This is a genomic window from Leisingera sp. ABM4_101, assembly GCF_056158725.1.
The window spans coordinates 4,150,348-4,171,879 of the sequence record NZ_JBSWTV010000002.1; the positions used below are offsets into that span (position 1 = coordinate 4,150,348).

Sequence of the window (21,532 nt, forward strand, 5' to 3'; positions counted from 1 at the left end):
GCTCCTCTTTAGCCCGCCTTGTTGACCCGCATGTACCATTCGACCAGACGCCGCACCTGGCGGTCGGTATAGCCGTGGCCGCGCATCCGCTCGACGAACTCCTGATGCTTACCTTCGGTCTTGCTGTCCTTCTTGGACCCGAAGGAGATCACCGGCAGCAGCTCCTCAACCTGGCTGAACATGTGCTTCTCGATCACATCGCGCAGCTTCTCGTAGGAGTTCCAGGCCGGGTTCTTGCCGGTGTTGGCACGGTGGCGCAGGGCAAATTTCACAACCTCGTTGCGGAAGTCCTTGGGATTGGCAATACCCACCGGCTTTTCGATCTTGCTCAGCTCCGCATCCAGCACCTCGCGGTTATAAAGCTGGCCGGTATCGGGATCCTTGTAGTCCTGCTCCTCGATCCAGGCGTCAGCGTAGGAGATATAGCGGTCAAAGACGTTCTGGCCGTATTCGGTATAGCTTTCGAGGTACGCCTTCTGGATCTCGTTGCCGATAAACTCCTCGTAACGCGGTGCCAGTTCAGTCTTGATGAACTCCAGATACTTCTGTTCCATCTCCTGCGGGAACTGCTCGCGTTTGATCATCTGTTCCAGCACATACATCAGATGCACCGGGTCCGCCGCCACCTCATTGGTATCAAAGTTGAAGGTGGTCGACAGCACCTTGAAGGCAAAGCGGGTGGAGATTCCGTTCATGCCTTCATCAACGCCGGCCCGGTCCTGGTATTCCTGCACCGTCTTGGCCTTGGGGTCGGTATCCTTCAGGCTTTCACCGTCATAGACCCGCATCTTGCTGTAAAGATTGGAATTCTCATGCGGCTTCAGGCGCGTCAGAACCGAGAAGCGGCTGAGGATCTTCAGCGTTTCCGGTGCACAGGGCGCATCCCGCAATTCGCTGTGCTCGATCAGCTTCTGGTAAATCGAGGTTTCATCCGACACCCGCAGGCAATAGGGCACCTTGACGATCGACACCCGGTCGATGAAGGCCTCGTTATTCTTGTTGTTCTTGAAGGACTGCCATTCGCTCTCGTTCGAGTGCGCCAGGATCAGGCCGCTGAAGGGGATAGCGCCAAAGCTCTCGGTGCCCATGTAGTTGCCTTCCTGGGTCGCCGTCAGCAGCGGGTGCAGCATCTTGATCGGCGCCTTGAACATCTCGACAAATTCCAGGATGCCCTGGGTCGCGCGGTTCAGACCGCCGGAGAAGCTGTAAGCGTCCGGATTGTCCTGGCTGAAATGCTCCAGCTGGCGGATGTCGACCTTACCAACCAGGGTGGAGATATCCTGGTTGTTTTCATCGCCCGGCTCCACCTTGGCGACACAGATCCGGCGCAGCCGCGACGGGTACATGCGGACGACAGAGAACTTGTTGATATCGCCGTCAAATTCATCCAGACGCTGCACTGCCCAGGGCGACATGAGCCCCGGCAGGCGGTGCTGGGCGATGCCGTATTCCTCTTCCAGCACCTTACCCATGCGAACCGGGTCGAACAGACCCAGCGGGCTCTCGAAAATCGGTGAAATCTGATCGCCGGCCTTCAGCACATAGATCGGCTGGTCCTCAACCAGGCGCTTGAGCCGTTCCGCCAGCGACGACTTGCCGCCGCCGACCGGTCCCAGCAGGTAAAGGATCTGCTTGCGCTCTTCCAAGCCTTGCGCGGCGTGGCGGAAATAGCCGACGATCCGTTCGATCGTGTCTTCCATGCCGTAAAAGTCGTGGAAGGCGCTGTAGCGCTTGATCGTGCGGTTCTGAAAGATTGGCCCGAGCCGCGCGTCCTTGGACGTGTCCACCAGCTCCTCTTCGCCAATTGCCTTCAGCATCCTCTCGGCGACGTTGGCGTACAGGCTTGGATCGTCACGGCAGGCGTTCAAATACTCCTGCAGCGGCATTTCCTGCTCGCGCGTTTCGCCGTACTGCTCTGCAAAAAGTTCGGCAATGTCTTTCATCTTGGATCAAGCCTCCTGGTTACTTGGCGCCGTTCCTCCTGGCGTTCAATTCGCGCACGGACAGAAAGTGCCCATCACGTGGGCATAGGTGTCCGCGTCAGTGTTGAGTTCTGATTTCTGCTCGGCGCCGCTGCTGGCGTCTTATGTCCGGCTGGCCGCTCTTGGCGGCGGCCTGCGCCCGGTGACCAGGGCTATCGGCGTCGTGTTACTTACTCTCGAGCTTACACCAATTACGAACTTCTTACTATCTGAAAGTGGTGTACTTTTAATTAATTGCCAGAAACTTTTGCGGGAAATTTACATCACATCGCGGCGATCAATGGTGTGAAAACCGCCTGCTGCGCCGCGGCACAGGCGCCCTCGCCACCCTTGCAGAGGCCAGCAATAAAAGGGGGGAAGGCGGCGGCAGACCTGCGCAGGCAACGCAGCTTCGGGCCATGTCTCGCCGCATCTGCAGCCTAGGCTTCCGGCACGTCTGGCCACGGCCCGCAGCCCGGCCCGGCATCACGGCGGCGTGAAAATCGTTAAAAATTCTGCGGCAGCCAGGACACGGTTCCTGCCTAATTCACTTGAGGAATCCACCCCATGCACTGGACAGCACTGCAAAAATGGTCACAGTATGACCCCAAAATGGCCGCAAAAGACGGCCGCTGGGCAAAAAGTACAGGCAACGGAACCTCGCAGCGTCCGCCATAATCCGGCGCCGCCGCGCATAGATGAGTGGTATTACTATGAGCACGGTCGCATTTATCACCCGCAATATGGCGGGCACTACACAGCATGGGAACTTTTCCGAAGGCACCCCGGCACGTATTGATGCCGCCCATGCCAAAGACATATCTCTGAACCTCAGCCCTGCCGACGTGGAAAGCTACTCCCGCCAGGGCAGCAACCTGCACATCACCCTCGCCAACGGCCAGGAGCTGGTGCTGGAGAACTACTATTCCTACGGTGCTGCAGGCGGGAAGAACCTGTTCCTCAGCCAGGAGGGCGAGTTTGTCGAAGTTGTGCTGGAAGACAAGTCCAGCGGCATGCTGTTTGCAACCTATGAGCCGCTGGACCTGACCGGCAAATGGAGCGCCTATGACGAAATGGTGTTCCTGGACGTGGACCGGGTTGAACCAGTGGTTGCACCGCTGGCCGCACCGCTGTTCGGCGGCCTGGGAGCAGGCGCGGCCGCAGCCGGTGTCGTCGGCGCAGCGGTCATCGCGGGCGGCGGCGGCGGCAGCGGCGATGGCGGCGGCGGGACGGACGGCATTGTGCCGACAGTCGATGACCCCGATGCAACCCACCCTGTTTCCGGATCGACCACCGACCCGGTGGTGATCACTGGCACCGGCGCACCCGGATCCGACGTAACGGTGACGATCGGCACCTCTACCCAGACCACCACAGTCGACGAAGACGGCGTCTGGGGCGTTACCTTCCCGGTTGATGAGCTGCCGGAGGACGGCAACTATGACTCCACCGTGCATGTGGTGGACCCGAACGGCACCGAATTCGATCTGGACGGTCCCGCCGTTGTGATCGACACGGTCACCGTGGTGGACCTGGACAGCGGCCAGGCAGGCGGCGACGACATGATCAACGGTGCCGAGGCTGCGGACGGCGTCACCCTGACCGGCACCGCCGAGGCCGGCGCAACGGTCGAAGTCACATTCCAGGGCGTCACCCGGACCGTCACCGCGACCGAAACAGGGATCTGGAGCGCCGAATTCGCCGCCTCTGAAATCGCCGCGGGTGAATACGACTCGGAAGTGACCGTCACGGCCACCGATGCGTTCGGCAACACGGACAGCACCAGCGGCACAATCCGAGTGGACACGCTGACTGCGGTCGGCATCGACAGCGGCCAGTCCGGCGGCGACGATATTGTCAGCAATGCCGAAGCCTCTGCCGGGCTGACTCTGACCGGCACCGGCGAGGCGGGCGCCTCTGTCAGCGTGACCGTCGAGGGGGTGACCCGCACCGCAACCGTGGATGCCGACGGCAACTGGGCGGCGGTTTTTGAAGCAGGTTCCCTGCCGACGGGCGAATATGACACCACCATCAGCGTGACCTCCACCGATGCGGCCGGCAACACCGCTACCGCCACGGCAGATCTGCATGTGGATACCGTGGTGGACCCGCTCACCGTCGAAACCGCAAGCGTCGAAGGCGACGGCATCGTCAACGCAAGCGAGCGCAGCGACGGCGTGACCCTGACCGGCACGGTCGAGCCGGGTTCGACCGTTGTGGTTCAGCTGGGCGATGCCACCGAAACCGCAACCGTGGACGCGGATGGCAACTGGACCGCGGCCTTTGCCGCCGCCAGCATCCCGGAGGGCAGCTATGATGCCGCCGTGGTGGTGACGGCAACGGATGCTGTGGGCAATACCTCGGAAATCACTGACACCCTGGCGATCGACACCGAAGTGGTGCCCCTCACATCTGACAGCGTGACCGGCGATGATGTGGTGAATCTGGCTGAAAACGCTGCGGGCCTTACCCTGACCGGCACGGTTGAGCCCGGATCCACCGTCCAGGTGACCATTCAGGGCATCACCCGCGACGCAGTTGTGGATGCAGACGGAAACTGGAGCGCAGCCTTTGAAGCAGGCTCCCTGCGCGAAGGCACCTATGAGGCCTCGGCGGAAATTTCCGCAACCGATCCGGCCGGAAACACCCAGACCCTGACCGAAAGCTTCAACGTCGACACCGAATACGATGCTCCGAACATTGGCGAGGTGATCAGTTCCGGCACCGGTGTCAGCAGCTTCTTCAGCGAGGACTTTGCAGCAGGCGACACCGCGCATGAGCTGACCGGCACAGGCGGAGTTTCGGAAGTCAGCGGCACCCTGACCGATCTGAGCGGCGGCCGGACATTGTTCGACTTTGACGCAGAGGTTCCGGACGGCTCGCATCTGGTGGTGAACCGTGTGGATACAGCCGGCAACAGCTCCGGAACCCTGGTTGTGTTCCAGAACGACGCCGATGAAACGGTTCTGGACCATGCGGGTTTGTCCGGGTTCAACATCGACGAGCTGAACCTGGTTCATGCGGACAATGCCGATCTCACCCTGACCGAAGCCGACATCAACAGCCTGTCGGGCAATGGCAACAGGCTGGTTGTGCATGGCAGCAAGGATGACGCCGCCGGCGAGCAGGATACGCTTACCATTTCCGGAGCGACCAAGACGGACGAAACCGAGACCATCGATGGGGAAGCCTACACCGTCTACACAATCGGCGATGACGGCACCTCCATTCTTGTCGACGATGACGTCAACGTCGTGATCTGAACATCCGGCCCGGCAGTTGGCGCTGCCGGGCCCAACATACTAAAAGCCTTAAACAAAAGGGCAAAGGGCAGGATGCAACCGGGACGCTTTCTTTGCGCCATCGCAGTGATGTGCAGCCTGTCGGCTTGCGCACCCGCCCCCTTTGGCGGTGCGGCGGGCGGTGCGGCAGACGGCGCCCCGCGCAGCAATTTCGCCCAGTCGGGCGAAGCCTCCTCCGAGGTGATCCGGCAGCTGATGGAGCGCCGTTCCCTGCTGGCCGCAGACAGCGCTTACGGCCAGGTGGCAGAGGCCGCCATTGCCGCCTCCTCCCGCGCTGCGGAGGCTGAGCTGATCAGTGCAAAACTGCGGGCCGAGGCCGCCTCCAAGAACTGGCTGCCGACTTTGGGGCCTTCGGTCAGCCTGACCGATCTGGGCGATCTGGTCGCAGGGCTGCTGATCGAGCAAGTGCTGTTCGACAACGGCCGCCGAAAGGCGGAGCGCGAATTCGCCGCCGCCGATGTGGAGGTTGCCGCCGTCAGCCTGTCCGAGGACATGAACGGCCGGGTGGAAACGGCCGTGGGCCTATATGCAGCCGCCTTGCGCGGCGATGAGAAGGCCGCCTATGGCGAACGCGCCCTGCGGCGGATGCAGGAATTCCGCCGTATCGTGCAGGGCCGTGTCGACGGCGGGGTCTCTGACCGCGCCGACCTCAATGTGGTGGACAGTAAGATCAGCGGCATCCGAACGTCCACCGCGACGTCGCAGGACGCCGCGGCAACCGCACGCGCGGAACTGCAGGCCATGACCGGGCAAAGCTTTGCGCACAAACCCTCGCATTTGGGGATCGGCACACCGCCGGAACAGGGTCAGTTCCTGTCGGTGCTCAGGGCCGGCGCCGAGGCAAACCGCACCATTGCCCAGGCCAAGGCGGGCCGCGCCGGCCTGCTGCCGCAGATTGCCGCCTCTGGCAACGTGACGTCTGACGGATCCGGCGCCGGGCTGACGCTGGGCGTGGGGCAGCCGCTTGGGCTGGGCACGCCGGCTGCCATTCAGGCGCTGGAAGCCTCCAAGGAGGCCGCAACCCGCCAGGTAGGCGAGGCCGAAGAAGCCGCACGCCGCACCTACAGCCGTCAGATCCAGCAGATCGCCTCCTATCAGCGTCAGGAAGGCGAAACCGCCGCGCTGGTGCGCCGCAGCCGTGAGACCTATGAGCTGTTCCAAAAACAGTTCGAGGCCGGCCAGCGCCCGGTGATGGAGGTGATCCAGGTCTATGAGGAACTGATGCGCCGCGAGCAGGCCTATATCGACGCAAAATACGAGGTGGTGCTGATCCAGCTGCAGCTGGCACGCAGCCTGGGGCTTCTGGCCGATGGGGACAAGATTTGACCGACACCACGCCAAAGCCCCCCCGCCCCCTGCCCGCTGCCGGCAAGAAACCGGTGCTGCGGGCTGTGCCTGTATCCGGACCGCAAGCTGCGCCGCGTGACGGTATCCAGCCTGCAAACACCCCTGCCCCGGCCCCTGAACCGGCCCCGGCGGGCAAGGCCCAGCAGAAATCTCAAAGCACAGCCCAGCCGCAGGACGCGCAGCCCGAGGTCGGCTCGCTGCTGGAAGGCGCCGCCGCGCGCATTCAGCACCGCGCCAGCCTGATCGCCACCCTAGCGGCACTGAAAGGCAGTGAAATCCCGGTCAGCGACGTCGCGGCCTTCCTGTGGAGCGAAACCCCCGGCGACCTGTCGCTGCATTCGCTGGCCAAGGCGCTGCAAACCGCCGGGCTGCAACCGAAAGTGCTGGAGAAACAGCCGCTGTCACCGGCCCTGTGGCCGGCATTGGCGATCATGTCCGGCGGCCAATGCGTGCTGGTGCTGAGCCAGGCAGACGATGTTCTGACCATCTACGACACCGCCTGCCCGGACAACCGGACAGAGGTTCCGCTGGGTGAGTTCGGCCCGTATTTCACCGGCACCGTGCTGTCGGCGCGCCCCTCTCTCAAGCAGATGGCGGCCAAGCATACGCCGCAGATCGATCCCGGCCACTGGTTCTGGAGCGAGTTTCCCAAATACCGCCGCCAGGTCGGTGAGATCATGCTGGGCTCGCTGGTTGCCAATATCCTGGCAGTCTCGGTGGCGCTGTTCAGCTTGCAAGTCTATGACCGGGTGGTGCCGCACCAGTCGCACGCCACACTCTGGGTTCTGGCCGTCGGCGCCTTCCTGGCGATTGCGCTGGAGGCGATGCTGAAACTGGCCCGCGCGCGGCTCACCGATGCGGCCGGCCGCCAGATCGAACTGTCGGTGCAGCACAACCTGATGCGCCGCCTGATCGGCATGCGCTCTGACAAGAAGCCGCTGCCGCCCTCCGGCCTCTTTGCCGCGATGCGGGATTTCGGATCAGTGCGGGAGTTCTTTACCTCCTCCACCATCTCAACCCTGGCCGACATCCCCTTTATTGCGGTGTTCCTGCTGCTGGTCGCCTCCATTGCAGGGCCGGTGGTCTGGGTGATTGTGGCCGGCGGTATCCTGATGCTGCTGCCTGCCTATTTCATGCAGAAGAAGATGATCGCCTATACCCGCCAGACCCAGGGCGCCAACGCCAAGGCAGGGCGGCTGCTGCATGAGGTAGTGACGGAACTCGACACCGTGAAGACCCAGCGCGGCGAGGAGCGGGTGCTGCGGCTGTGGGATGAGCTGAACACGCTGTCGTCGCACTCTGCCACCGAACAGCGCAAGCTCTCCAGCGCCCTCACCTACTGGTCGCAAGGGGTGCAGCAAGCCACATATATCACCGCGGTTGTGCTGGGCACCCTGCTGGTGTTTGCCGGCGAATTCACCGTCGGCACCATCATCGCCACCGGCATCCTGACCAGCCGCACGCTGGCGCCGCTGACACAGTTCGCAGCGACCCTGGCCCGCTGGAGCAACGTCAAGGCCGCGCTGGAAGGGCTGGACGCCATTGCCCAGGCGCCGCAGGAAAAAGAGAAAGAGCGCACCTATCTGCGCCGCCAGAAGATCGAAGGCCGGTTTGAGCTGCGCGAGATCATGTTCCGCTATGAGGATGATGCAGCGCCGACCCTGGACGTGCAGGCGGTGGCGGTTACACCGGGCCAGCGGGTTGCGGTGCTAGGGGTCAACGGCTCTGGCAAGTCGACGCTGCTGAAGCTGCTGTCGGGGCTGTACGCACCGGACCGCGGCCGTATCCTGCTGGACGGCACCGATATGGCGCAGATTGACCCGCGCGACCTGCGGGCGAACATCGGCTATCTCAGCCAGGACGTGCGGCTGTTCGCAGGCTCCTTGCGCGACAACCTGAACCTCAACCAGCTGGAACGCGACGACGAGCGGCTGATGGAAGCGCTGGAGTTTGCAGGCCTCGGCTCGCATGTGCGCAATCACCACAAAGGGCTGGATCTGGAGATCAGCGACGGCGGCCACGGGTTGTCGATCGGCCAGCGCCAGTCTATCGGCTGGGCGCGGCTGTGGCTTCAGAACCCCTCTGTCGTGCTGCTGGACGAACCCACCGCGGCGCTGGACCAGACGCTGGAGCGCACCCTGGTCAGCCGCCTGGAAAGCTGGCTGGAGGGCCGCACCGCGGTAATCGCCACCCACCGGATGCCAATCCTGTCGCTGACCAACCGCACCCTTATCCTGCAATCGGGCCGGATGGTGGTGGACGGCCCGCGCGACCAGGTTTTGGCGCATCTGGCCGCCGGTGAGGGCAAATGACCATGGCGCTGCACGACCCCTACGGCGATGCCGCAACGCCGCGCAGTGCCAGCCGCATCATCTATCTGGCGCTGGCCGCAGTGCTCACCTTCCTGATCTGGGCCGCCTTTGCCTCCATCGACGAGATCGTGCGCGGCGAAGGCCAGGTGGTGTCCTCCTCCCGCGCGCAGATCGTGCAGAACCTGGAGGGCGGCATCCTGGCGGAGCTGCATGTGCGCCAGGGCGACATCGTCACCGCGGGCCAGGTGCTGGCCAAGCTGCAGGACACCAAATTCCGCACCGCTGCAGACGAGCTGCAGAACCAGATCGATGCGCTGGAGATCAAGCGCTACCGGCTGGAGGCGCAGATGAAAGGCGCCTTTGAATTCACCGTGCCGGAGATGCTGGCGCAGCGCTCTCCCGGCATTCTGGCCTCGGAACGGGGCCTGCTGACCGCGCGGCAAACCGATTTCACCAGCCGCCGCGACAGCGCCCGGCAGATCATGGATCAGCTGAACGCAGAGCTCGCCAATATGGAGCGGCTCTACAAGCAGAAGATCGTGGCTTTGATCGAGGTGAACAAGGCTCGCAAGGCGGCCACTGATGCCCGCGCCAAATTTACTGAGATTGGCACCCAGGCGGAACTGGAACAGGCCGAGGAATACTCGCAAACGCTGCGTGAAATTACCACTCTGCGGCAAGAGCAGCGGCTGGCGGTAGACCAGCTGAACCGGACCATCATCACCTCCCCCATGGCTGGAATCGTGAACAGCCTGGCTGTTACCACTATCGGTGGCGTGATCCGCCCCGGCGAGGAAATCCTGGAAATCATCCCGCTGGGCGAGGAGCTGTTTGTCGAGGCGCGCGTCAAGCCCGAGGATATCGCCAGCGTGCAGCCCGGCCAGGACGCCACCATCAAGCTCTCGGCCTATGACTACACAATCTACGGCTCGCTGCGCGGCAAGGTGGATTTCGTCTCCGCCGACACCTTCGAGGACGACCGCAACCCGCGCGCCGAACCCTACTACCGGGTGACGGTGCGGGTAGACAAATCCGGCCTGACCGAGCGCCAGCAGTCGATTGAAATCCGCCCCGGCATGCGCGCCACAGCGGAATTGCAGACCGGCGCCAAAACCGTTCTGCAATACCTGCTGAAACCGCTCTACAAGTCCCGCGAAGCCCTGCGGGAGCCGTAAACGGAACAGGCCTGCCTCAGTCCTGCAGCAGGCCGCCATCCCAGTGACAGCTGGAAAACCCTATGGCCGGGAGACCCTAGCCCGCCCGCTGCATCAGATCCCGCAAGGATGCATCCAGCGCAGTGCCGATCGACACCCGGCGGTTACCCATCGCAGCCTTGGCCGAAATAACCGACACCAGCCGCGGCGGCTGCCCCGGGCGCATTTCCAGGACCGGCGAACCTGAGGCCCCGAAATCCACCAGGCAGGACATCACCAGGGTCCGGCTTTGGCGCGCCAGCACGCTGCAGGACCGCTCCATCTTGGGCCGGGTTGCGTGCCTGCGCGTATAGGACATAACCCCCAGCACATCCCCCCGCTCGGCACCGCTGGCCATTGTCAGCGGCTGGATCCGGCTGCGGCTGATCGGCCGGTCCAGCTTGAGCACGGCCAGATCGCTGCCGATCTGATGCGTGCCCGCCGGCCGGTAGCGATACTGCGGATGCATGACCGCCCGCACCACCTGCCGCAGGGCCACTGCTTCGCGCCCGGACAGCCCAGCCTCAAACCTAATCGAGGCCGGATCGACGCGCGCGCCGGTCCGCGGATCAAACAGGCAATGCGCCGCTGTCAGCACCAGATCCGGTGCCACCAAAGCGCCCGTACACATGTTTTTGTTAGAGATGTTGAGCCGTCCCACGGCCTCCCACCCCTCTATTGATTTGACGCCAAACTGCGTGTCATCCGCAGCCGCGCCGATGGGCATGCCTAATGACAGGCATGCCGCAATCGCAGCAATTATAAGTCTCATGACCCACTCCAGCTTCCCACAGACGCATCGTTATTCAGGCGTGCGGCTGGAATGAGGCCCAATGTTGCCAGGCAGAGACGAATTCATGGACAGAATGTGGCAGCGTTAACAATTCCCTAACCCCCCGGTTATTGATGCTCAACCATGGCAAAAAAGCCCCGCAAATTGCCAGAAAAACCCGAAGGCAGCGTGCGTTTTTCTGAAAAAGCCCAAAAAAAGTGGGAAAAATCCGCCGGAGATACCGAAGCTGAGCCGGACTGCGGCAGCAATTCGCTCCCCTGTCGGGCGCCGCGCAAGGCCGCCAGGGGAGCAAAAAGACGGCTTTTGCCGGCCTGATCGAGCCAGGGCAAAGCTGCCCAATTGGTTAAAACGCCCCTTGGCCCGGCGTCCCTTTGTACCGGCGGCGCATTGGCTCCTGCCTATTTTCCAGGCAGTCGAACGCCTGTCTTGAGAGGCAAAAAGATCAAAAATCTACCGAAAAACCCCAGGCGCATTAACTCATCGAAAATCTATCTATCGTTGTATCAGCCCAGTTGCATCACCGGTTCCCCTGCGGCCTTGCCAGCGGGAATGCCACCGTTAGAGGTTGGGTTAAAAAAATGTTCAAATCGCTGAAGCTTGCCTACAAACTGCCGCTCATGATCGTCGGCACCGCGCTGTTGCTTACGGCACTGCTGATTGCTGTCAGCACGAACTATTTCCGCCGCAGTGTTGTGCATGACGCGGAGATGTTCATGCAGTCGCTGGTCACAGACCGCGAACTGGCACTGGAGGCCTACCTGGAAGGGATTGATGCCGCCATTCTGACCATTGCCTCGGTCCCCTCCACCGCAAAGGCGATGAAAGATCTGAAAGTGACTTGGGCAAGCAGGGGCGGCGACGGGCAATCCGAGGTGGGCAACTTGTCGATGTTTGCTGCAGCGGCTTCGCCTTACGACGTGCATTTCGAACGCAATCACCCGGCCTTCAAGAAAGTCATGGAACGGATGGGGTTCTACGACATCTTCCTGATCAGCACTGAAGGCGACGTGGTGTTCTCTGTCACCAAGGAAAGCGACTATGCAACGAATATGGTTACCGGCCCCTACAGCAGCTCCGGCCTGGCAGAGGCGTTCAACCGCGCTGTGAACGGCGCGGCAGAGCAGGTCTATTTCTCGGACATTGACGCCTACGCGCCAAGCGCGGGCGCACCGGCCGCCTTTGCGGCGACGCAAATCATCGATTCCAGCGGCCGCGTTGCCGGCGTCTTTGCATTGCAGGTTGCCATTGATGAAATCGCCAGGATCACCACGAATTTCGGCGGCGATCTGCAATCCCTGGACGTTTACCTGATCGGGCAGGATTTCAGGGCGCGCACCCCTTCCCGACAAGAGGGGGGCCACAGCGTTCTGGAAGAGCTGGCGCATCTGCCCCATATCGAAGCGGCCTTTTCGGGTGCCGCCGCTGCAGGCGGCAGCCTAGGCGCAGCGGGTGGGCCTGTGAACGTCTTCCACCCTGCCGTCGAAAAGGCGGATGGCCATTTTGTCGCCGCCGTAACAGGCCCTGTGGTTTTCGGAGACATCCGCTGGTCGATCGTTGCTGAGCTGGACCGCGCGGAAATCCTGGCGCCGGCTGTCCGCCAGCGCAATCTCATGCTGCTGATTTCCCTGGCCTGTGCCGCGGCGGTCTCCCTGTTCGGATGGTTCTTTGCGCGATCGGTGACCAAACCCATCGACAGGATCTGCTCCGATATGGAAGCAATCTCGGGTGGCGATCTCGGCAATACGATCGACGCCGCGTCCCGCAAGGACGAAATCGGGAAGATCGGCAAAACTCTGGTCTCCATGCAGGCCGATCTGCAGCAGGCCCGCGCGGCGGAGGAGCGCCGCAGCGAGCTGCAGCAGCAGCAGCAATTCGTGGTCGAAAGCCTGAGCGCCGGACTGGTCCGCCTGTCCGCCGGAGATTTCTCGCAGGCGATCACCGAGGCGTTTCCGAAGGATCACGAGCAGCTGCGCCACGATTACAACCTGACTTTGGAAACTCTGAATGAGACCGTGCAGAAAGTTGTCGAGGCGGCCAGCAGCATCCGCAATGGGGCTGCGGAGATCAGCCAGGCCTCGGATGATCTGTCGCACCGCACCGAAAGCCAGGCGGCAACCCTGGAAGAAACCGCCGCGGCACTGGATGAGCTGACAACATCCGTATCTGAGGCCGCCGAAGGCGCCCGCAGCGTTGAAGCAACAATGGAAGAGGCACGGGCAGAGGCGGAATCGAGCGACAGCATCGTGCAAAATGCCGTGTCCGCGATGACTGAAATTGAACAAAGCTCCACCCACATCAGCCAGATCATCTCCGTGATCGACGACATCGCCTTCCAGACCAACCTTCTGGCCCTGAACGCCGGCGTCGAGGCGGCCCGGGCGGGCGAAGCAGGCAAGGGCTTTGCAGTCGTCGCAAGCGAAGTGCGCGCGTTGGCGCAGCGCTCGTCAGATGCGGCGATGGAGATCAAGACTCTGATCTCTGACAGCTCCAAACAGGTGGAGCGCGGCGTAGATCTGGTCGGCAAAGCGGGCGGTGCGCTGCAAAGCATCGTGCAGCGGGTTGCCCATATTTCGCAGCTGGTCTCCGGCATCGCCGAAGGCGCGGTGAAACAGTCCACCGGCCTCAGCGAGATCAACACCGGCGTCACACAGCTGGACCAGGTGACCCAGCAGAATGCGGCGATGGTGGAAGAAGCAACTGCTGCGGGCCACATGCTGAACACTGATGCAGGCAAACTTTCCGAACTGGTGGCGCATTTCACGATCAAGGGCCAGGCGCCTGCTGCGCCGGCAGGAAATCCGCCCGGCCTTCCAGCTGAGGATGCAGAAGCAGATTTCTGGGCCGGGGAAGACAGGTTCGAGGAACCGGAACCTCTGCAGCCAGCCGCAACCGGCACTGGCGGCATGGTCAAATGGGAAGACTTCTGACCGCAGCCTGTCCCGGAATTTGCAGGCCTCGACCAGCGCCGCTCAGGATCCAGCCCGCAGAACGGGCTGGATTGCCCTTGCTTAAACGGCAGCTGAACCGCTGAACCGCCCTCCCCCCTGATACATCCCGCTTGCAGCCTGGCCGGCTCTGACCTTCCGCTGCCGATGCCCGGGCTTTCGGCCGTCCGCCTGCGGCAGGACCGGCCTTGCCGCACAGTCCCCTCCGGCAGGCGGCCCGCGGACCGGGCCCGTCCGGCAAGTGCACCGGCACCGCCGCAATAACACAGCGCAAAATGGAACCACTTTGCGTTTCGGCAGCGCAAAAAAGCCGTAACGCATTACAGTTGCTCAATTTTCTTTAATCAAATCGCCCAAGAAAATTATTAAGCACGCGAACTGAATGGTGCTACAATCACCTTTAAGGCGAATATCTCCCGGTGACCGACATCCCGGGGGATGCGTAGTTCAAAGAGGGTTACCGAATGAGAGAGACTCACTTTTCCGACCTGACCGCCCCGCCGGCCATGCAGCCATCCTCAGCATTCTGTCCGTGGATGACGACGAAATCGACAGGCTGCGCCTCAGCAAATTATGCCGCAAAGCGGGGATGCGGGCGGAATTCTACGAAGCCGCCAATCTGGATGAAATGCGCCAGCAGCTGGAAGCCGCGCAATTCGACCTGGTTTTCCTGGATCACAACCTGGGCATGGACACCGGGCTGGATGCGCTGAAAATCCTTCTGTGCCACGAGGAGCAGGTGCAGGCGGTCCCCATCATGCTGACCAGCATGACCAACTACCAAATTGCCGTCGATGCCATGCGCCGCGGCTGTGCCGACTACATCGTCAAGGAAGAGCTGACCACTGACACGCTGATCAAATCCATTGCCTCTGCAATAGAACGCCGCGCTCTTTACGGCCAGCTGACCAGCGCCCGTGCCTCCGAAAAGGAGCTGCGGCGGATCTTCAAACGGTTCATCGTGGGCTGCGGCCCGGATCTCCGGCTGCTTCTGAGCCGCACGCTGGCCGGGGTCCGCATGGTCAAGACCCAGGCCCGCCAGGACGGCAGTGTGCCGCCCTCGGTGCTGTCCGATGTGTCGCTGCTGGAACGCGGTTGTAAGGATCTTGTGGCCTTTATGGACGATTTGGACAGCGTGATCGAGGACACCCGGGAGATCACCGCCAGGGCCACGCCCACTCTGCTTCAATAGGCGTTAACAGTTGCTGGCGGGCCAGTCCGGCTGACGGCGGCAGCCCATGAAAATCTGCCGCGCATCTGCTTGGCCCGTACGCCGGGAAAGGAAAGGACAGAATGAAACACAGCCCCCCGCCCGGCCGCCGCCGCGCCCTGAACATCATTCTGGTTGAGGACGACGACGGCGACGCCAAGGCGCTCCGCCGGGCTTTTGACCGTGCAAAGATCGCAAATCCGATCATGCGGTTTGTAGACGGTGTTGACGCCCTGGCCTTTCTGCGCGGCGAAATGCAGCAGGTGCCGCCGCCCAATTTTGTGGTTCTCAGCGATATCAACATGCCGCGCAAGAACGGCATTGAGCTCTTGCGGGATATCCGTGCTGACCCTGTTCTGAACAAGATTCTGTTCATTTTCCTGACCACCTCCGCGGATGAACGGGATATTTCCGCAGCCTATGCCAGCAATGTGGCCGGCTACATTCTTAAGTCGAACGCCGGCGACATGTTTGTCGATCTTATGGCGACGCTGGACAGCTACTGGCGCATCGTCGAATTGCCCGAAATCCACATCAGAAAGGTGTCCGATGACGGTGGCCAATATCCTGATCATTGACGACGATGCCGGTGACCGGAAGCTGATGCGCAGGCTGCTGCGACAGCTTTATCCCGCCGCCGATGTCATTGAGGCCGGCAGCGGCAGTGAGGCTCTGTCTCACGCCGGCCAGCCAGTGCAGGTGATCCTGCTGGACTACTTGCTGCCAGACGGCAACGGGCTGGAACTGATTGCCCGGCTGAGCGATGCCTGGCCGCGGGCCGTTCTGTTCATGACCACCGGCCAGGGGGATGAGGAGATCGCCAAGAGCGTCATTCTGGCCGGAGCCAGCGATTACATCCCCAAGTCTGCAATCACCCAGGAAGCGCTTAAGCGGATGGTTGCAAACGGGCTGCGGCTTGCGGAAATGCGCTGGCGGATCCAGGAACAGCAGAATGAACTGCGCCTGTTTTCGAATGTTCTGGTGCATGACATGCGGGCACCGCTCCGGGCGATCAAGTTTCTCAGCGACCAGATCCAGGAGGAATACCGGAGCGGCGATCAGGAGGAAGCCGGGCGGCAGTTCGAGCTGATGAAGAAATCGGTGCGCAAGACCTCAGAGCTGATCGAAGGACTGGCACGCCACATCAACCCGCACAGCAACGGCAAGCCTGAACATGTCACAGTTGACAGCCTATTTGACAGTCTGCAGGCGGTGCTGGCACAGGATCTTGCAAAGTCCGGAGCCAGACTGCAGTGGCATTCAGGCGGGCTGAGCGTCCTGTGCTTTCCGCCGGACATTGTGCAGCTGCTGCAGAACCTGATTGGCAACGCGATCAAATACAGCGGCGGCAAGACGCCGGAGATTGCCGTGTCGGCTGAGACGGCACAGCAGGGGCTCATGATAACCGTGGCGGACAATGGTATCGGGGTGCCTGAAGAATACCGCGAAAAGATCTTTGAACCGTTCAAACGCCTGCAGCGCGGCAGCGATCAGCCTGGCAGCGGACTGGGCCTGGCCACCTGCGCCAAGATCGCCAGCCGCCACAATGGCACAATCTGGTGCGACCCGCGGCCCGAGGGCGGCACCGCCATCCGGTTTACCATTGGCTTGGACGCAGCAGGGCCTGCGCAGGCACGCGCTTAACTGCGGCACCTGGCTGAGCCTGAACCGCCCCGCCGCCAGCGCAAGCCGCTGTCCGGTGCCGCAGGGCCTGACATTGCACACCGCTTGCCACTGGTCCAGGCAGGGCCGTACGGCGGCCCAATCGCGCCATCCTCCATAGCAGCGGCGCGGACCTGATACACTTCCGCCGCTTCGCCCTGTGCCAGGACCGCGGCGCGCCCGGCAGAACTCTTCTTTCCGCGGCTGGCAAATCGGGCCGGGCCGGTATTACGGGCTGGATATCTGGTGCCAATGCGCGATCCGCTGAGGCAGCAGCTCCTTTCTATCCGCGCCGCCTTCGAAGCGTCCGGAGTGAGTGCAGCCGGCCGTTGCCCGGCGGCACATAACACTTGCCACGCTATCACCATGGCACCTTCAATTGCGATATTCCGCACTCGCATTCAATATGCTGCTTGTTTTGGCAAGCCGTTAGCGGTCAACGGCCGCCGCTGGACGCGGGGCTTTGGGGTATCCCCTTCACCGCATCGCCGAATTCCGGGGCGCACAGCAGGCGTTAACCCGCCCCCAGGAAGGAATTGACCCCTCCTGCCGCGGTTGTGCTGATTTGTCAGGACCGGGCCGCACAACAGCCAATTCCGCGCGCAACCGGGCGATGGCTGCCACGGCGCCAGCTAACGAAGGAACTGCCGGGGCTGGAGCTAAGCCGCTCTGCAACTCACTTCTTCTGTGCAGCATCCATGATCAGCGCCGTTAGCCGGAAAAAACCATGAGCCATCTTGGTATAGGGGGTCAGCAGGAAGAAGGTCAGCACCGCGCCCAAATGCATTGGCAGCAGGACCTCTGTCAGCGCAGTGCCCGCCGCTGCAAAAAGCAGCAAACCGCTGAGCGAAACAAACCCCAGCAGCAGAATAAAGCCCATCTCCCCGGACCGCATCTGCTTGGCCCCAAGGTCCGGATCCGCCTTCAGCTTGAGCCGGGCCAGTCCGGCGCACCCCAGGACCAGCAGAATGCCGCCCGGCACCCCCAGCAGCTTGGGCAGGCTTAACAGGCCATAGGGTGCGGGTATGTCAAATAGATAATGCATGATAGTGCCCGAAGCGGTCGCACCAAAGCACATCAAAAAGCCCCACATCACCGCCTGATGAGCAATGCGGCGGGCGTTGGAGAAACGGTCCTCATCCTCGAAATTGCAGCCCTGCCCCTGGCCGCCGGACAAGTCCTTCAGCCGGGCGGCGCGGTCCAATGCCTGACGTATGTGGGACAGGCGGACCCGCCCGCCGCCCACATGGCGCCAATAGCCGCGCAGAGAGGCAAACAGCACCAAGAGCGGCAGCACAAAAGCCGGCATAAAGATCGAGACCATCAGCCCGTGGCTCATCACTGCATAGAAGCCTTCACCGCTTTCGGGACGCAGGGTCTGGGCAGCCCAGAACAGCGCTGCAAATCCCAGCATCAGCGCCAGCACCAGCGCCGTACCGCTTCGCTGGAACAGCCGGGCCAAAGGACCGGGCCAGGCAAAGCGCTCCCAGCTTTCCGCACGCACCTCGGCCAGGATGCCGGGCAGGTTCAGGTCAAATTCATGCGGTTCGGTGTATTGGCAAGCATAGTAGCAGCCGCGGCAATTGTGGCAGAGATTGGCGAACTGGGTGATGTCTGCCTCGGCAAAACTGCGCTGGCGCATGATCGCGGGGAAGACCGAGCAATAGCCCTCGCAGTAGCGGCAGGCGTTGCAGATCTCGATCTGGCGGCGCGCCTCGCCGATGCGGGTCGAGGGTTTGCTGTCCATTTGGCTCTGATCAAACATGATTGGCGGCCTCCCGGCCTGCAATGCGGCCGAACACAGTGCCGATGGTCATGCCGAAGCCGGCCAGATAGCCTTGGCCCAGGATCGAGCCGGCCATGGTTTCTCCTGCGGCCCAGAGGTTTTCTACCGGGCCGCCCGCCCCTTGCACCTGGGCGGTGTCGTCCACCTTGAAGCCCAGGTAGGTAAAGGTCACGCCGGGACGCAATGAGTAGCCGTAGAACGGCGGTTCGGTGATCGGGCGGGCCCAATTGGTTTTCGGCGGCGTCACGCCTTCGGTCGCCAGCCCGTCCAGCTCGGCCGGGTGGAAATCGCCAGGACGGCAGCCCGCGTTGAAGACCTCGATGGTCTGGGTGAGCTTCTGCGGGTCCAGTCCCAGCTTGCCCGCCAGTTCCGGGATCGTGTCCGCGGTGACCGGCGGGAAGACCGAGGGCATGAACAGGTCCTTGGATTTCGCATCAATGATCGAATAGGCCACCTGCTCCGGCTCGGCTGCCACCAGCCGCCCCCAGATCGCATAGCGTTTGGGCCAGACGTCCTCGCCTTCGTTGTAGAAACGGTCGCCGTCCTTGTTCACCACCACCGAGAACGGCACGCAGTCCAGCCGGGTGACAATGCCGCCGTCGAATTTGGGCGCGCGCCCGTCAATGGCCACCGCGTGGCATTGGGTCGGATCGCCGATGGACTGCACCCCCTGCCCCAGCAGGTTAAACAGCACATCCCCGCGGTTATAGGGCGTGCCGCGGATCAGGAAGTTCTCGGCCTCCGGCCCCCAGGCCTCGACCAGCCGTTCGATGTTTCCCTGGAAGCCGCCGGAGGCCACCACCACCGCGGGCGGGCTAAGGCTGTGGTGTTCGCCGCCGTGAGTGAATTCAACCCGCGTGATCCGGTCGCCGTCCAGCTCGATATGGGTGACCGGCGCCTCATAGAGCACTTCGACCCCCAACGCCTCAGCAGTGCGGTAGTAAGCATTGACCAGCGCCTTGCCGCCGCCCAGGAAGAAGGCGTTGGTGCGGCTCAGCGACAGCGTGCCCGACAGCGAGGGCTGGAACCGCACGCCATGCGCCTCCATCCAGGGCTGGCTTTCCTGGCTGCCTCGGATCGCCATGCGGGCCAAGTGCTCGTCGGTCTTGCCCTTGGTGACCAGCAGCAGGTCGTTGTAATACTCGTCCTCATCGTAGGTGCCGGTCAGCACCGACAAGGGACCGTCATGCATACAGCGGAAGTTGCGGGTGTGGCGGGAGTTGCCGCCGCGGTAGGGCTTGGGCGCGGCCTCCAGCATCAGCACGCGCTTGCCGGTCTCCGCCGCAGTGATCGCAGCGCAAAGGGCGGCATTGCCGCCGCCCACCACAACGATATCGGGATTGCTCATCATCTCGCTTACTTTGGCGCCTTGAACAGGTCCTTGCGAAGGGTCATCAGCGCACCGGGGTCGATTTTACCCTGGATGATGGTGGTTTCCCCGCTGGCAAGAGCTGCCTCCAGCGCCGGCCCCATTTCACCGAGGCCATCGACCCAGATGCCCTTACCGCCGCACAGTTCGGCAAATTTGTCATAGCGCGGCGAGGTGATCTCAGCCCCCAGCAGGCGGCCGCCATAGAACTCCTGCTGATAAGCCTTCTCAGCCCCCCAGGCCTCGTTGTCCAAGACCACGATCACCACCGGCAGCTTGTGCTGAATGGCGGTCTGGATCTCGATCATGGTGTAGCCGACGGCGCCGTCGCCCATGATTGCCACCACCGGGCGCTCCGGTGCTGCGGCCTTGGCGCCGATGGCGGCGGCCAGGCCAAAACCGACCAGACCAAAATCCAGCGGCGTGATCAGGCTGAGGGGTTCATAATGGGCCAGCCGGTCGGCGGCCTGCAGGCAGGTGTTGCCGGTGTCCAGGGTGACGATAGCGTTCTCCGGCAACGCCGCGCGGATCTCGCCCAGTGCGCGGCGCGGGTGCATCGGCAGGGTGGCGATCTGCGCCTCTTCCTCGCGTTCCGCGGCGAGGCTTTCCATGTCTGCCTTAAAGGCCGCACGCCATTCGTCCGCTGCCGGTTTGTTGGCGGCTGCGGCCAGCGCCTCGGCGGTCAGCCGTGCATCCGCCTGCGCCGCGATCTCGGCCGGAAAGTAACGTCCTACGGCGGATCCGTCGATATCCACATGGGCGATGCGGGTATCGGAGCCGACGTAATCATTGCTGTGGAAGGTAGAGTTGAAGCCAAGCCGCGCCCCCAGCACCACCATCACGTCGGCTTCCTTGGTCAGCCGGCTGGCGACCCGATTGCCGCGCGGGCCGGCCTGGCCTGAAAACCACGGATGGCCGTGGCGCATCACATCGGCATGGCCGGTCGAGGCCACCACCGGCACTTCCAGGGATTCAGCCAGAGCGGTGAGCGCCTCGCGCCCCCTTCCCCATTTGAAGCCACCGCCCGCAAAGATCACCGGGCGCTCCGCGTTCGACAGCAGGGTTGCGATGGCGCTGATGTCTTCCGGAGCCGCTGGCCCCGGGCGGGCGATGTTCACTGGCTTGGGGTCGATGGCGGGCACTTCGGCGGCAAACAGGTCGCGCGGCACATGCAGCACCACAGGGCCGCGGCGGCCCGAGTTGGCCAGCCGGATCGCATCCTCCAGCATCGGCGCCAGGCGCGACGGGTCGGTGACCATGACCGAGCGTTTTGAGATCGGCGCAAACAGCGCCACCTGGTCGACCTCCTGAAAGGTGTCCTTGCACTGGTCGGCACGGGTGATGGCACCGGCAATCACCACCAGCGGGGAATAGGCCAGCTGCGCCTCGGCCACGGCGGTCACGATATTGACGACCCCGGGACCTGCCTGCGCGCCCAGCACCACGCCGGGTTTGCCGGTCATGCGTGCCCAGGCATCTGCCATATGGCCCGCCGCGCGCTCATCCCGAGCACCGACATAGGCGATTTCGCCGCCTTCATACATCGCGTCGTAAAGTTCCAGCATCGAGCCGCCCAAGAGGCCGAACACGGTGTCGATGCCATTGGCTTGCAGCACACGGTAGACGGCCTCGCCGCCATTGATCATGGTCAT

14 protein-coding genes are annotated in these 21,532 nt (G+C 62.7%); 9 read left to right on the forward strand and 5 right to left on the reverse strand.

Annotated features, from left to right (window positions below):
- Nucleotides 1-8 precede the first annotated feature (8 nt).
- Nucleotides 9-1,943: a PrkA family serine protein kinase gene (locus ACXAEK_RS21340; RefSeq protein ID WP_475044988.1), complete on the reverse strand. Its 1,935-nt coding sequence runs from the start codon at nucleotides 1,941-1,943 to the stop codon at nucleotides 9-11.
- 731 nt (nucleotides 1,944-2,674) lie between these two features.
- Here ACXAEK_RS21340 and ACXAEK_RS21345 point away from each other — a divergent pair.
- The 4 genes from ACXAEK_RS21345 (at nucleotide 2,675) to ACXAEK_RS21360 (ending at nucleotide 10,097) form a co-directional block, all read left to right on the forward strand.
- Nucleotides 2,675-5,224, forward strand: coding sequence for an Ig-like domain-containing protein (locus ACXAEK_RS21345; protein ID WP_475044990.1), 2,550 nt, complete (start codon nucleotides 2,675-2,677; stop codon nucleotides 5,222-5,224).
- Between the two features lie 72 nt (nucleotides 5,225-5,296).
- Nucleotides 5,297-6,589 carry a TolC family protein gene (locus tag ACXAEK_RS21350; protein ID WP_475044992.1) on the forward strand — a complete coding sequence of 431 codons (1,293 nt, stop codon included), beginning with the start codon at nucleotides 5,297-5,299 and terminating at the stop codon, nucleotides 6,587-6,589.
- Nucleotides 6,586-8,922 (forward strand): type I secretion system permease/ATPase, encoded by a 2,337-nt coding sequence (locus tag ACXAEK_RS21355; protein ID WP_475044994.1) that lies wholly within the window; start codon nucleotides 6,586-6,588, stop codon nucleotides 8,920-8,922. The genes ACXAEK_RS21350 and ACXAEK_RS21355 overlap by 4 nt, the downstream gene beginning before the upstream one ends.
- Nucleotides 8,919-10,097 (forward strand): HlyD family type I secretion periplasmic adaptor subunit, encoded by a 1,179-nt coding sequence (locus tag ACXAEK_RS21360; protein ID WP_475044995.1) that lies wholly within the window; start codon nucleotides 8,919-8,921, stop codon nucleotides 10,095-10,097. Before ACXAEK_RS21355 ends, ACXAEK_RS21360 begins: the two co-directional genes overlap by 4 nt.
- 76 nt (nucleotides 10,098-10,173) lie before the next feature.
- On the opposite strand, the gene ACXAEK_RS21365 is transcribed toward ACXAEK_RS21360, so the two are convergent.
- Nucleotides 10,174-10,887 (reverse strand): trypsin-like serine peptidase, encoded by a 714-nt coding sequence (locus ACXAEK_RS21365; RefSeq protein ID WP_475044997.1) that lies wholly within the window; start codon nucleotides 10,885-10,887, stop codon nucleotides 10,174-10,176.
- Between the two features lie 144 nt (nucleotides 10,888-11,031).
- On the opposite strand from ACXAEK_RS21365, the gene ACXAEK_RS21370 reads away from it, so the two are divergent.
- The 5 genes from ACXAEK_RS21370 to ACXAEK_RS21390 all read left to right on the forward strand — a co-directional run bounded on the left by ACXAEK_RS21370 (nucleotide 11,032) and on the right by ACXAEK_RS21390 (nucleotide 16,707).
- The gene (locus ACXAEK_RS21370; RefSeq protein ID WP_475044998.1) at nucleotides 11,032-11,223 is read left to right on the forward strand and encodes a hypothetical protein; all 192 of its coding nucleotides are present in this window, start codon (nucleotides 11,032-11,034) and stop codon (nucleotides 11,221-11,223) included.
- Nucleotides 11,224-11,486: 263 nt separating this feature from the next.
- The gene (locus ACXAEK_RS21375; RefSeq protein WP_475044999.1) at nucleotides 11,487-13,835 is read left to right on the forward strand and encodes a methyl-accepting chemotaxis protein; all 2,349 of its coding nucleotides are present in this window, start codon (nucleotides 11,487-11,489) and stop codon (nucleotides 13,833-13,835) included.
- A gap of 550 nt (nucleotides 13,836-14,385) precedes the next feature.
- Nucleotides 14,386-15,045, forward strand: coding sequence for a response regulator (locus ACXAEK_RS21380; protein ID WP_475045001.1), 660 nt, complete (start codon nucleotides 14,386-14,388; stop codon nucleotides 15,043-15,045).
- 101 nt (nucleotides 15,046-15,146) lie between these two features.
- Complete coding sequence (locus ACXAEK_RS21385) at nucleotides 15,147-15,641, forward strand: response regulator (protein ID WP_475045003.1); 495 nt, start codon at nucleotides 15,147-15,149, stop codon at nucleotides 15,639-15,641.
- Nucleotides 15,613-16,707 (forward strand): sensor histidine kinase, encoded by a 1,095-nt coding sequence (locus tag ACXAEK_RS21390; RefSeq protein ID WP_475045005.1) that lies wholly within the window; start codon nucleotides 15,613-15,615, stop codon nucleotides 16,705-16,707. The genes ACXAEK_RS21385 and ACXAEK_RS21390 overlap by 29 nt, the downstream gene beginning before the upstream one ends.
- A gap of 694 nt (nucleotides 16,708-17,401) precedes the next feature.
- Here ACXAEK_RS21390 and tcuB read toward each other — a convergent pair.
- The 3 genes from tcuB to ACXAEK_RS21405 are packed head-to-tail and all read right to left on the reverse strand — an operon-like array spanning nucleotide 17,402 to nucleotide 21,532.
- On the reverse strand, nucleotides 17,402-18,490 hold the full coding sequence (gene tcuB / locus ACXAEK_RS21395; RefSeq protein ID WP_475045007.1) for a tricarballylate utilization 4Fe-4S protein TcuB: 1,089 nt from the start codon (nucleotides 18,488-18,490) through the stop codon (nucleotides 17,402-17,404).
- On the reverse strand, nucleotides 18,483-19,859 hold the full coding sequence (gene tcuA / locus ACXAEK_RS21400) for an FAD-dependent tricarballylate dehydrogenase TcuA (RefSeq protein WP_475045009.1): 1,377 nt from the start codon (nucleotides 19,857-19,859) through the stop codon (nucleotides 18,483-18,485). The genes tcuB and tcuA overlap by 8 nt, the downstream gene beginning before the upstream one ends.
- An 8-nt stretch (nucleotides 19,860-19,867) precedes the next feature.
- The gene (locus tag ACXAEK_RS21405; protein ID WP_475045011.1) at nucleotides 19,868-21,532 is read right to left on the reverse strand and encodes a thiamine pyrophosphate-binding protein; all 1,665 of its coding nucleotides are present in this window, start codon (nucleotides 21,530-21,532) and stop codon (nucleotides 19,868-19,870) included.

Bases quoted from the DNA above. Each gene is read 5' to 3' on its own strand.
- ACXAEK_RS21375 (WP_475044999.1), top strand. From the start codon at position 11,487: ATGTTCAAATCGCTGAAGCTTGCCTACAAACTGCCGCTCATGATCGTC.
- tcuA (WP_475045009.1), bottom strand. From the start codon at position 19,859: ATGAGCAATCCCGATATCGTTGTGGTGGGCGGCGGCAATGCCGCCCTT.
- ACXAEK_RS21360 (WP_475044995.1), top strand. From the start codon at position 8,919: ATGACCATGGCGCTGCACGACCCCTACGGCGATGCCGCAACGCCGCGC.
- ACXAEK_RS21345 (WP_475044990.1), top strand. From the start codon at position 2,675: ATGAGCACGGTCGCATTTATCACCCGCAATATGGCGGGCACTACACAG.
- ACXAEK_RS21405 (WP_475045011.1), bottom strand. From the start codon at position 21,532: ATGACCATGATCAATGGCGGCGAGGCCGTCTACCGTGTGCTGCAAGCC.
- ACXAEK_RS21340 (WP_475044988.1), bottom strand. From the start codon at position 1,943: ATGAAAGACATTGCCGAACTTTTTGCAGAGCAGTACGGCGAAACGCGC.
- ACXAEK_RS21365 (WP_475044997.1), bottom strand. From the start codon at position 10,887: ATGAGACTTATAATTGCTGCGATTGCGGCATGCCTGTCATTAGGCATG.
- ACXAEK_RS21385 (WP_475045003.1), top strand. From the start codon at position 15,147: ATGAAACACAGCCCCCCGCCCGGCCGCCGCCGCGCCCTGAACATCATT.
- ACXAEK_RS21370 (WP_475044998.1), top strand. From the start codon at position 11,032: ATGGCAAAAAAGCCCCGCAAATTGCCAGAAAAACCCGAAGGCAGCGTG.
- ACXAEK_RS21390 (WP_475045005.1), top strand. From the start codon at position 15,613: ATGACGGTGGCCAATATCCTGATCATTGACGACGATGCCGGTGACCGG.
- ACXAEK_RS21350 (WP_475044992.1), top strand. From the start codon at position 5,297: ATGCAACCGGGACGCTTTCTTTGCGCCATCGCAGTGATGTGCAGCCTG.
- tcuB (WP_475045007.1), bottom strand. From the start codon at position 18,490: ATGTTTGATCAGAGCCAAATGGACAGCAAACCCTCGACCCGCATCGGC.